13 protein-coding genes and 1 pseudogene are annotated in these 11319 nt (G+C 63.6%); 9 read left to right on the top strand and 5 right to left on the bottom strand.

Features of this window, described 5'->3' with window-relative positions; genetic code table 11:
- The coding region (locus AC1DVA_RS24930; protein WP_476807020.1) for a transposase at positions 1 to 182 on the bottom strand (182 nt) is incomplete at its 3' end.
- Here AC1DVA_RS24930 and AC1DVA_RS24925 point away from each other — a divergent pair.
- The 6 genes and pseudogenes from AC1DVA_RS24925 (at position 151) to AC1DVA_RS24900 (ending at position 4876) form a co-directional block, all read left to right on the top strand.
- The gene (locus tag AC1DVA_RS24925; RefSeq protein WP_476807651.1) at positions 151 to 1011 is read left to right on the top strand and encodes a branched-chain amino acid ABC transporter permease; all 861 of its coding nucleotides are present in this window, start codon (positions 151 to 153) and stop codon (positions 1009 to 1011) included. The two genes, AC1DVA_RS24930 and AC1DVA_RS24925, sit on opposite strands and share 32 nt — an antisense overlap.
- A 3-nt stretch (positions 1012 to 1014) precedes the next feature.
- On the top strand, positions 1015 to 2214 hold the full coding sequence (locus AC1DVA_RS24920; protein ID WP_476807650.1) for a branched-chain amino acid ABC transporter permease: 1200 nt from the start codon (positions 1015 to 1017) through the stop codon (positions 2212 to 2214).
- Positions 2177 to 2524 (top strand): annotated as a pseudogene (locus AC1DVA_RS24915) (ABC transporter ATP-binding protein C-terminal domain-containing protein); the annotation flags it as partial. The gene AC1DVA_RS24920 and the pseudogene AC1DVA_RS24915, both read left to right, overlap by 38 nt.
- Positions 2521 to 3231, top strand: a complete 711-nt coding sequence (locus tag AC1DVA_RS24910; protein ID WP_476807649.1) for an ABC transporter ATP-binding protein — start codon at positions 2521 to 2523, stop codon at positions 3229 to 3231. The pseudogene AC1DVA_RS24915 and the gene AC1DVA_RS24910, both read left to right, overlap by 4 nt.
- A 57-nt stretch (positions 3232 to 3288) precedes the next feature.
- Positions 3289 to 3975, top strand: coding sequence for a hypothetical protein (locus AC1DVA_RS24905; protein ID WP_476807648.1), 687 nt, complete (start codon positions 3289 to 3291; stop codon positions 3973 to 3975).
- A gap of 100 nt (positions 3976 to 4075) precedes the next feature.
- Entirely contained in the window at positions 4076 to 4876 is an 801-nt protein-coding gene (locus tag AC1DVA_RS24900) for an IclR family transcriptional regulator (RefSeq protein WP_476807647.1), read from the top strand.
- Positions 4877 to 4913: 37 nt separating this feature from the next.
- On the opposite strand, the gene maiA is transcribed toward AC1DVA_RS24900, so the two are convergent.
- From maiA to hmgA, 3 genes are read right to left on the bottom strand one after another with little or no spacing between them, the layout of a single operon-like run.
- A complete protein-coding gene (gene maiA, locus AC1DVA_RS24895) occupies positions 4914 to 5546 on the bottom strand; it encodes a maleylacetoacetate isomerase (RefSeq protein ID WP_476807646.1) in 633 nt (210 codons plus the stop codon).
- Between the two features lie 7 nt (positions 5547 to 5553).
- Positions 5554 to 6858 carry a fumarylacetoacetase gene (fahA, locus tag AC1DVA_RS24890; protein ID WP_476807645.1) on the bottom strand — a complete coding sequence of 435 codons (1305 nt, stop codon included), beginning with the start codon at positions 6856 to 6858 and terminating at the stop codon, positions 5554 to 5556.
- A gap of 7 nt (positions 6859 to 6865) precedes the next feature.
- Positions 6866 to 8221, bottom strand: coding sequence for a homogentisate 1,2-dioxygenase (gene hmgA, locus AC1DVA_RS24885; RefSeq protein WP_476807644.1), 1356 nt, complete (start codon positions 8219 to 8221; stop codon positions 6866 to 6868).
- Between the two features lie 158 nt (positions 8222 to 8379).
- Here hmgA and AC1DVA_RS24880 point away from each other — a divergent pair, with 158 nt between their 5' ends.
- The 3 genes from AC1DVA_RS24880 (at position 8380) to AC1DVA_RS24870 (ending at position 10948) form a co-directional block, all read left to right on the top strand.
- Positions 8380 to 8817: a MarR family winged helix-turn-helix transcriptional regulator gene (locus AC1DVA_RS24880; RefSeq protein WP_320109550.1), complete on the top strand. Its 438-nt coding sequence runs from the start codon at positions 8380 to 8382 to the stop codon at positions 8815 to 8817.
- Positions 8818 to 9166: 349 nt separating this feature from the next.
- Positions 9167 to 9793, top strand: coding sequence for a GNAT family N-acetyltransferase (locus AC1DVA_RS24875; protein ID WP_265053115.1), 627 nt, complete (start codon positions 9167 to 9169; stop codon positions 9791 to 9793).
- Positions 9794 to 9931: 138 nt separating this feature from the next.
- On the top strand, positions 9932 to 10948 hold the full coding sequence (locus tag AC1DVA_RS24870; protein WP_476807643.1) for a PLP-dependent cysteine synthase family protein: 1017 nt from the start codon (positions 9932 to 9934) through the stop codon (positions 10946 to 10948).
- A 77-nt stretch (positions 10949 to 11025) separates the two neighbouring features.
- Here the strand turns inward: AC1DVA_RS24870 and AC1DVA_RS24865 are convergent.
- Positions 11026 to 11319: hypothetical protein (locus tag AC1DVA_RS24865; protein ID WP_476807642.1), on the bottom strand; the 294-nt coding region annotated here is incomplete at its 5' end.

The raw sequence follows: 11319 nt of genomic DNA, 5'->3' as shown, positions 1-11319 counted from the left end.
TTCAGACGCTTCACCTGGTCGGACTTCAGCCCGCCAAACTCCTTGCGCCAGCGATAATACGTGAACGCCGTCACGCTGATGGCCCGGATCGCCTCCGCGACCGGGCGCCCCTGGGACAACAGCACGTCGACCTGCCGCAGCTTCGCGACGATCTCTTCAGGCTTGTGCTTCTTCTGCGGCATCGCGGGCATCCTCCAAAGGCTCAAAAAGCCTACTTCAGGGAGGGCCACTTTTCAGGGGGCAGGCCAGCTGGCCTTGCTGATCGCGCCCTTGATCGTGATGGCCGCGGGCATGTTCATCGAACGCTTCATGCTGCGGCGCGTCCACGGCTTCGGGCATTCGCAGCAGCTCCTCCTCACCTTCGGCATCGCCTTCGTGTTCGAGGAGTTGATCAAGCTCTTCTGGGGCAATTTCCCGGTCGCCTACCGTCCCCCATCCCTCCTCAGCGGTCCGGCTTTTTCGCTGTTCGGGACGAATTTCCCCTCCTACCGTGTCTTCGTCGCCGTCGTGGCGATAGTGCTCCTCGGCATCCTCTACCTGCTGCTCCAAAAGACGCGCATCGGCATCGTCGTTCGCGCGTCCGTCCAGCGCCCGGGCATGGTTTCCGCGCTCGGCCACAACGTCCCCCTGGTCTTCCTCGGGGTCTTCGGCGTCGGCGCGTGGATGGCCGGCCTTGCCGGAGCCGTGGGCGGCGCTCTCCTGACGACGAGCCCCACGATGGCGGCGGAGATGAGCGTCATCGCATTCGTCGTCGTGGTCGTCGGCGGCCTCGGCTCGCTTCTCGGGGCCTTCATCGCGTCGCTGCTGATCGGCCTCCTCACTTCGTTCTCGGTCGGGTTCCAGGTCTCGCTCGCGGATCTCGCGCAGATCTTTGGCTACGGCGAGCAAGCCAGGCAGATCGGGGGTCTTCTCACCTTGGAAGTCTCGTCGCTGTCCGCCTCCCTACCCGCGCTGCTGATGCTCGTCGTGCTGTTGACGCGGCCCGCCGGCCTCATGGGCGACAGGAACTAGAACATGCTCCGGATCGGAATACTGGCTTCGGTCGTCGTCCTGCTGCTCGGCGCGCCCCTCGCGCTCAGCGGACATGTGGTGGGCGTCCTGACGACGGCGCTGATCGCCGTCCTGTTCGCGATGGCGTTCAACCTTCTGAGCGGCCGGGCCGGCATGCTCTCCTTCGGCCACGCGGCCTACTTCGCCATCGGCGGGTTTGCCGTAATCCACGCGATGCAAGCGATCGAGAAGGGCAATCTTTGGCTGCCGACCCCGTTCCTGCCGCTCGTCGGCGGCGTCGCCGGGCTGATCGGCGGGCTTTGCGCAGGGTACTTCGCCACCTTGAGAAGCGGCGTCTACTTCTCGATGGTGACGCTCGCCCTGGCGGAACTGCTTCATGCGATAGCGCCGAACCTGGGCGGGATATTCGGCGGCGAGGTCGGGCTGACGACCATGAGGATGCCCTGGTCGTCGTTCGACTATGGCAACGAGGTCCACGTGTACTACACGGTCGTCGCCTGGGTCGTCCTCTGCATCGGCTTGCTCTACGCGTACAACCAGACGCTGTTCGGCCGCTTGACTGTCGGATTGAGAGAGGCCGAGCGCCGGGTTTCCTTCCTCGGTTACAACCTCCATCACACCAAGATCATCGTGTTCGGCGTGTCGGCCATGTTCTCCGGCATCGCGGGCGGCCTTCTGGCCTTCACCACGGAAAGCATCAACTACTCGATGCTGGGCATGGGCATGTCGGCCTCGGTCGTCCTGCACACCTTCGTCGGCGGTTCGGGCGTGTTTTTCGGCCCGGCAGTCGGCGCCTTCATCTTCGCGCTGTTCGGCAGCCTCGTCTCCGACGTGACGAAGAACTGGCTGCTCTATCAAGGCATCCTTTTCGTCGTCATCATGATGTTCATGGGCGATGGCCTGGCCATGCTTTGGCTGAGGATCGTGAACGAGTTCAAGGAGCGCAACTGGGGCGCCCTCAAGCTGCGAGCCCTCTTGCTCCCACCCGGCCTGCTTGCCGCGGCGGGTGTCGTCACTCTCCTCGAGCTGGCCTCCCGCATCCTCGATCAACAGTACTCCGCAATCGTCGGCCGGACGAAGGCCTGGCCACCCGTACCCCTGTACGGCCTCAAATGGGACCCCATCGCCGTGTCGACCTGGCTCGTCCCGGCCCTGGCGATCGGCGGTCCGTCTCACGCAAGCGCGGGGCAAGTTCGCCGGTGATTTGACCTATTCGGAGCAGCGCGCCCTCGAGATCGGAATGGCGATCGGACCGGGCGCCGACGTGATCCTTCTGGACGAGCCCATGGCCGGCATGTCGCGCGAGGAAACGCACTACATGATCAATCTGATCCGAGACATCACGCAGGGGAAAACGCTCCTCGTCGTCGAGCACGACATGGAAGTCGTGTTCTCCCTCTGCGACCGGATATCCGTCCTCGTCTACGGCGAGATCATCGCGTCGGGCACGCCGGACGCGATACGTACGAACAGCCGGGTCCAGGAAGCCTATCTCGGCGAGGTGGCCGCATGACCCTGCTTTCCGTAACCAACCTCCATACCCACTACGGCAAGAGCCACATCCTGCACGGCATGAATTTCACGCTGGCGGCCGGCGAGATGATCGCCCTGCTCGGTCGCAACGGCTCGGGCAGGTCGACGGCCATGAAGGCCATCATGGGACTGGTCCCACCAACGCGGGGTTCGATCAGATTGGGAGCGAGCGAGCTTGCGGGGCTCCCGTGCTACAGGATCAACCGCGCGGGCATCGCCTATGTCCCGGAAGAGCGGCTGGCGTTCAGCAACCTCACCGTGGAAGAGAACCTGCATATCGGGGTCTCCACGCCCCGGCCGAACGCCAAGGCGTGGAGCCTCGAAGACATGTACGGCTTCTTCCCTCGCCTCAAGGAGCGCCGCAACGTCAAGGCCGGGTCGATCTCCGGCGGCGAGCAGCAGATGCTCACGCTCTGCCGTTCGCTGCTGGGCCAGCCTACCGTCATCCTGATCGACGAGCCGACCGAGGGGCTCGCGCCCAAGATCGTCGATCATCTCGCGGACGTGATGCGCGACATCAACCGACAGGGCGTTGCGTCGGTACTGGTCGAGCAGAAGATGACGATCGCCCTGAAGCTCTGCAGCAGATGCCTGATCATGGGCCACGGCGCCATCGTCTTCGAGGGAACGCCGGAGGAGTTGCTCGCAACGCCTTCCGTGCGGCGGGAGTGGCTTGAAGTTGCCTAGGCACCGGCTGTTCGCACCCGTCTGCGCGGCGGACGCCAGCCGCAGGAGCTGCACTTGATGGCATCGAAATACTTCATCTACCTGGCTGGCCGCGATCGCAGCCGAAGGGCGGACTTCCAATCGGCCTACCTGCGGGCCGCTCGCAAAGTCGCCGCCGCTCTTCCCCAAGGCGGGAAGCTGATCGTCAACCTGGTCGAGGAAACGCCGGAAGGGGTTCCGTTTCGCCCCGTGAACGTGCGCGCCGAGGAGGCTGATGCGGTCTACGACGTCATCGTCGAGCTCTCACCACCGGCGGACGAGGCAGAGCAAATTCTGGAGACGCTCGTCTCCTGCGCCGAGGACGTCGCCACGACGGAGATCTACCAGGTCGAGGAAATCGTTCAGCTCGACCGGCAGGTCGTCGTCCTTGGGCAACGATCTCCCGGCATCAAGTATATCGGGCGGTTGAACTTCCACCCCGATCTGCCCGCGACGGCGGCTCGGCGCAGCTGGGACATCCACGTTCCTCTTGCCCTGAGAGTCCATGTCGGAATGGACAAGTATGTCAGAAACTGGATCGTGGACGCCTCGCGAGGGCGCCCCGCAGGCGGTATTGCAGAGCTGAACTTCCCGTCAATCGACGACATGCTGACGCGATACTTCGACTGCGATCGTGGGCGGGAAGAGATCATGCACGACATATCGCACTTCATCGCGAACGGAACCCGTTTCTTCGCGAGCGAATTCGTTCTTTGCGACCGATAACATTCGAACGGCTCGCGACAACTCCGAATGTTTGACTTTTCGTCGATCTACGCCGACACAGAAAGACGGACTTGATGCACGATGAAACGAGAAAGTACTGATGCCTCCTGCTAAGTCACAGAACGAGACGTCTGTACTTAAGCGCGTCGCCGAAATCTTGAATCTGTTTTCGGAGGATTCACCGACTATCTCGCTCGGAGACGTCGAATCCGTGCTGCAGGTCAGCCAGGCGACGGCTTACCGGTACCTGCACGACCTGCATGAAATCGGGCTCCTCTCGCGGATTTCCGGGCGCTACGCGCCCGGCCCGACGATCATGGAACTTGAATTCATACTGGCGAACTTCGATCCGATCCTGCTGGCCGCAAGGGAGGTGATGGAGAAGCTCTCGACGACTCTCGGCATCCATACATTCCTGTGCAGGATGTACCAGGACCGCGCGGTGAACGTCTATTCCACGAGGCCGGAGAATTCGTCCGAAATGCCGTTGAGGCCGGGAAGGCGGCTTCCCGTCTTCAGGGGGGCCCAGGCGCGCATCATCCTCGCCCATCTCGACAGGCGCCGCCAAAGGCGGATTTTCGACCGCTCCGAGGAGGACTCCGGAAGAAACGGCATCGGGTCCGACTGGGCGTCCTTCAGCGCCTTGCTCCAGAAGAACCGCCGCGACGGGTACTATCTCTCCCGCGGCGAGATCTCCGAAGGTCTGGTCGGTATCGCGAGCCCCGTATTCGATGAGAACAACGAGATCATGGGCGCGATCTCGCTGTCTTATCCCACGCTGAGTCCTCCGCCCGTGACCGAAGCCCAGCTGATCAAGATCACCAAGAAGGCGGCGAAGGACATCACGTTGCGCGTGGCCGAACTCGCCGACGGCAAGAAGAACCTGGACGCCGCGGAATAAGCCCTCGGGCGACAGCGACCCGCGGGTCCGGGACGATCTAAGGAACGGCGTCAGCCTGGCTGCTGGGATGCGCGGCCTGGAAGGCTGCGTGCTCCGCCGCCAGTTTTTCGACCCGCGATATCCGCACATATGAATCGATCGGGACCGCGAAGCGTCGGGCCGCGTATAGCTGAGGGATGAGATAGGCATCGGCCAAGCCCGGCGACGCCCCGAAGCAATAGCCCTCCTCGCCGATCATCGCCTCTACGGCGGCAAGCCCCTGCTCTATCCAGGTCGCGATCCACCCCTCGACCTCCGCTTCCGGGCGCCCGAGCGGGCCCCGCAGATAATTGAGCGGCCCGACATTGTGAAGCGGGTGCACGTCGCAGCCGATGATCGCCGCGACGGCGCGAACTTTCGCACGCGCTACAGGCTCGGCGGGCAACAGCGGCGGATCAGGGAAAACTTCCTCCAGATACTCGATGATGGCCGGCGATTGCGTCAACGCGGTCCCATCGTCGAGGACGAGGACAGGAACGCGCCCCTGGGGATTGAGCGCGCGATAAGCCTCGGTCTTCTGCTCGCCGCGAACGAGATGAACGAAAGCCTGCTCCGCATCTATGCCCTTGAGCGCCAGCGCGATCCGCAGGCGGTAGGAGGAGGTCGAGCGCCAATAGCCGTAGAGCTTCATCGGACTCTCACCTCGCTGGAAGGACGATCGCCCGGCATTCGCCGAAGCCGATCGACGTAAAGCCATCGCGACGTGCCTGGGCCCTCAGCATGATCTCGTCGCCGTTTTCGAGGAAGCGGCGCTCTTCGCCGGAGGGTAGGCGGACGGGTGTCCGACCGCCTTCCGTGGTTTCCAGAAGGCTGCCGCGACTGGCCTGATCCGGACCAGATATCGTACCGGAGCCCAGCAGATCACCAGCGGCGAGGTTGCAGCCGTTACTGGTGTGATGGGCCAGCATCTGAGCGACGGTCCAGTACATGTGCCGCGTATTGGAATGCCCGAGACGATGCGGCGGCGAACCCTGCCGACGCATCGTCTCGGTGGTGATGAACACCTCCAGGTCGAGATCGAAAGCGCCGGCAGCCTTGTCCCGGCTGTCTGACAGATAAGGCAGCGGCTCTGGATCGCCTTCCGGGCGCGGTGGCTGCGCGATGCGGAACGGGGCCAGGGCCTCCGGCGTGACGATCCAGGGCGAGACCGTGGTGGCAAAATTCTTGGCCAGGAACGGTCCGAGCGGCTGGTATTCCCACGCCTGGACGTCGCGCGCGGACCAATCGTTCAGGAGGCAGAACCCGGCGATGTGCTCGGCCGCCTCGGCAATCGGAACAGGCTCGCCCTGCTCGTTGCCTGCCCCCACCCAAATCCCGAGTTCCAGTTCGTAGTCGAGACGCCGCGACGGGCCGAAGACGGGGGCTGCCGCGTCCGGCGCCTTCGTCTGTCCGTTCGGGCGCCGCACAGGAGCGCCGGACGGTCGGACCGAAGAAGCTCGCCCGTGGTATCCGATAGGGACGTACTTGTAGTTCGGCAGCAAGGGATTGTCCGGACGGAACAGTTTTCCGACCTCGGTCGCGTGGTGGATGCCGACGTAGAAGTCCGTGTAGTCGCCGATCCGCGCCGGCAGGTGCAGAGTGCAGGAGGAGGCCGAACGCAGACAGCGCGCCGCCTTCGTCTCGTCACGCCCCCCCAGAGCGAGAAGGGCCGAGACGCGACGGCGAAGCTTCACACGCGCGGCCGAGCCAAGCGAGAGAAAGCCGTTGAGGCTGCCCTGTGCGCAGGCTGCGCCCAAACCGGCATCCTCCGCCATGAACCCGCCTTCCAGCGCCAGCTTGAGGTCGAGGATCTTGTCGCCGATCGCGATCCCGCCCCTGGGAGGCTCGCCCGGCGGGCTGAAGACGCCGATCGGCAGGTTCTGGATGGGAAAGTAGGCATGGCCGTTCGCGGACGCCTCGAAACTGCGAAGCGTCGCGTCGTGGGTTTCGTCGAGGGCAGTCATCTTTGTCTCAAGGCTTGTTCGGATCGAAGTGTTTCGTCAGCTTGTGGCCATAGCCGCCGTAGTCGCCCTGAAGCGCGTCCGTTCCTGCGGCGAAAGCAGTGACCTGCTGCGGGAAGCGCGTTTCGAACATGAAGGCGAGCGTGCCTTCCAGCTTGTGGGGCTTGAGTTCTACGTTGCTCGCGCGTTCGAAGGCGTCGACGTCGGGGCCGTGCGGCAGCATCGAGTTGTGCAGCGAGATGCCGCCGGGCACGAAGCCGCCGCCGGTCTTGGCATCATAGACACCGTAAACCAGCCCCATGAACTCGCTCATCACGTTCATATGGTACCAGGGCGGCCGGAAGGTGTTTTCCGCCACCAGCCAGCGGTCCGAGAAGATGACGAAATCGATATTCGCCGTTCCGGGCGTCTCGGAAGGCGAAGTCAGCACCGTGAAGATCGACGGGTCAGCGTGGTCATACAGGACCGGCCCGACCGGAGAGTACTTCCTGAGATCGTATTTGTAGGGGGCGTAGTTGCCGTGCCAGGCGACGACGTCGAGCGGCGAGTGTTCGATATCGGCGACCCAGAGATTGCCGCCCCATTTCACATACATCTTCGAAGGCGCGTCGCGGTCCTCGTAAGCTGCGACAGGCGTCAGGAAGTCGCGCGGATTGGCGAGGCAGTTCGCGCCGATCGGTCCGCGCTCCGGCAGGGTGAAGGCGCCGCCGTAGTTCTCGCAGATGTACCCGCGCGCCGGGCCGTCACGCAGCTCGACGCGGAGCTTCACGCCGCGCGGGATGACTGCGATTTCCCCTGGCTCGATGTCGATGATGCCGAACTCGGTCCACAGGCGCAGGTCGCCCTGCTGCGGCACGAAGAGCATCTCGCCATCGGCGTTGTAGACGTATTCGTCGACCATGGGGCGCGTGATCAGGTAGACATGCGCACCCATTCCGCCCTGGGCTCCGGCGTCGCCGGCCGTCGTCATGCTGTGCATACCCTCGACGAAGGACAGCGGCCGCGAGGGGATGGGGATCGGGCTCCAGCGCATTGGTGCGATCGGCAAGTCGACCTCGCGCGCCGGCGCCGTGCGCCACAGGCCGATCTCCGCCTTCCGGAACCGGTTCCAGTGCGACACGGTCGGCCGGATGCGATAGAGCCAGGAGCGTTCGTTGGTTGTGCGCGGCGCGGTGAAGGGCGAGCCGGAAAGCTGCTCGGCATAGAGGCCATAGGCGCATTTCTGGGGAGAGTTGCGCCCGATCGGAAGCGCGCCCGGCAGCGCCTCGGTCTCGAATCCGTTGCCGAAGCCGGACATGTAGCCCGCCTGGATGGCGCTTCGGACCTCCGGGCCCTTCGGATTGGACGACGGATTTTGAACGTTCATGTCTGTTCTCCCGTGGGGAATTACCGCCGAGGATGCAGGCCCGGCCCCGAGAAGCGGTGAAACGTCGTCGGCATTCCCGATCCAGCGACCTCATCGCTTCATTCGGCGCTCGGACAAATATATCGTTGCATCGGTAACCGTCCATTTTGTAACTAACAATGATGACGAAGCTCGCTCTCGAAGAATTCCTCCCCTATCGCCTCAATCGGCTCGCCACGACGGTCTCGCAGGCCTTTCGGGCCGTATACGGACCGCATCACGACCTGACCGTTCCCGAATGGCGTGTTCTGGCGACGCTCGGCCAATTCGAGACGATGAGCGCCAAGGAGATTGGCACTCATTCCGCGATGCATAAGACGAAGGTGAGCCGTGCCGTGCGCGCTCTCGAGGAGCGCCGTTGGCTCAAGCGGCGCGAGAGTCCCCATGACAGGCGCGAAGAGATCTTATGCCTGACGCCGCTTGGGCTGAAGACCTACACGGAAATCGTCCCGCGGGCCCTGGCTTTCGAAGCGAAAATCCTGGGAGCACTCGGCAAGGATGCCAAGCGCCTGCTCGCGGCCATTCATCAACTGGAGCTCGCACTCGATGAGGCATGACTGAAGCCGGCTCGGAGACGGCCTCTTGCGGAGATGCACAACGGGCCAGCTTCTCGGCCGGCCGGTAAGCTGTCGGCGACGAGCCCGTGTCAGCCGGCAACCGCATGGGGCTGGACGCCACGGCGCTCATCCTGCCGAGCCCGGGGAGCTGCGTCGAAGCTTATGCGCGCTCAGTGAATAGCATAAATCCATCTGGATCGCCCTCGCGCGTGGAAGTATTTCTCAAAATCATAACCCGAATAAATGCACATATTCTTATTTTCCAACGAGCGTTGATTGTTTCGATGATCCGAATATTGATGTCATCGACGCTCTTTTCGCGATTACGCGATACCGTTGGAATTCTGCGATGCCTGACCTGATCGTGCGATCATCTCCTCTTTCGCCTGAAGCAGAGGCCTTGGTCGAGGGGCTCGTTGCCGAATATGACGGCCGGTACGGCGTCAACAGCAGGCCGGGTGGCGCGCGCTCCGAGCTCATGCGCTATCCGGCGGAAGCGTTCGCGCCGCCGCTCGGGGATTTCCTGCTGGTTCAGCGCGGCGGCGAGACGATCGCGGGCGGCGCCTTCATGAGCCATGACGACGAGACGGTCGAGCTCAAGCGCATCTGGACGCGCGAGACTCTGCGGCGACAGGGTCTGGCGCGCCGCATCGTGCTGGCGCTCGAGGAGAGCGCTGCCGAGCTCGGCTACACCAGAGCCTATCTCACGACCGGATTCCGGCAGCCGGAAGCGACGGGCCTCTATCTGTCGCTCGGCTATCGACCGCTGTTCGACACCTCCGTCGACCCGGTCCTGTACCGGTCCCTGCCCTTCGAGAAACATATCGGGGCAAAGGCCGGCGTGGCCGGCAGCGCGCCCGTCTATGCCCCTGCCGCATCGCCGGATGAGGCGACAGCCCGCGTGGGCGCGATCAAGGCCCAGCAGGAAGCAGGGATTGCAGCCCGGCTGGCCGCCCGTCGCGCAACCGCGGCGTAGCGAAGGTGAAAACTTTTCCAGGTGCGAGACGGGCCGTGAGCCGCGACTACCGATGAAACGACGGGTGGCTGCGAGCCCGATCGGCGGGCGCACCCGTCCGTGACGGCACAAGTCGCCATCCCTCTGCGAGAGACCGTGATGGAACCGAGAAACAACAATTTTGCAGCTTTGGTCGGCAATACCCCGTTGCTGGAGCTGCGCAGATTTGCGGAAGGATTGCATCTCGGCTCCCGCATCTTCGCGAAGATCGAGTACCTGAACCCGGCCGGCAGCATCAAGGACCGTGCGGCCTGGGGCATCATCCGGGAAGCGGAGGAGAGCGGCCGGCTGAAGCCGGGCCAGCGCATCGTCGATCTCACCAGCGGAAACACCGGTATCGGGCTCGCGGCCCTGGCCGCCGCGCGTGGCTATCGCTCGAAGTTCTACCTCCGGAACACGATCAGCGAAGACAAGATCAAGCTGCTCCAGCACTATGGCGCCGAAGTCGTCCTGATCGACAACAGCGCATTCCTCGAGGCGGGCGCGATCCACACCATCATCGACCGCGTGCGCCGCGAGAACCCCGACGCCTACTACACCAACCAGCGGGCGAACCCCGCAAATCCGCGCGTTCACTTCGAGACGACCGGCCCCGAGATCTGGCGCGACACGAAGGGCGAGGTCGACATCTTCGTGGCGGCAGTCGGTACCGGCGGCACGATCTCGGGCACCGGTCGCTTCCTGAAAGCGCAGAAACCCGGCGTGAAAGTCGTCGTCGTCGAGCCGGGCCCGGCCTCGATCCCCTCACCGGAGGCGCCCTACCCCGACAGTATCGAAGGCGTCCACAAGGTGACCGACGTCGAAGCCGGCTATCTGCCCGAGAATTTCGACGCTGCCGTCGTCGACGAGGTGATCGTGACCGACACGGCCCAGGCCCGCGAGGTCGCCCGGACATTGGCGCAACAGGAAGGCATCCTGGCCGGCACATCGTCGGGGGCGGTGCTGTTTGCCGCCTCGGCGCTTGCCAGGCGCCCCGAAAACGCCGGCAAGACGATCGTCGCGATCGTTGCCGACAGCGGCGAACGCTACCTCAGCCCTCCCAAGCTCGGCCCCGCCATTCCGCAGGCGCGGACGGCGAGAACGCCATCGTCACTGGATGTCGCCGCAGCCTTCTGAGGGTCGGGCTCCGTTGGATTTGACGACCCTGATTGCGTTGCCGCGTGCCCGCAACAGGAACGAATTATCGCCTTCCTTCAATAAAAACGCATAGTTTGTTTCATTGCCATAAATAATACTCTGCACGATAATCTTGATCGTGAAGAGCAATACCAAACTCTTCGCCGCGGGATTTGCTGGAGCAGCTTGCGCCGCGCCAACAACGCTAAAAGCACCACGATGTCTCGTGGGCTCCTTTGCTTTGGAGACGCGAATGCCTCTGATTTTTCGAAGAACATTGCTCGGCGAAAAACCGCCCTGTCATCGCAGACTATGATCTTCGCCATCTGACTGTCGTCTGCAGCAACGCGGACGATACGCCGTCGGAGCAC

The organism is Allobosea sp. P4_C6, assembly GCF_056402015.1.
The sequence above is the reverse complement of the archived record's forward strand: the minus strand, read 5'-3'. Positions and strand labels throughout refer to the sequence as shown.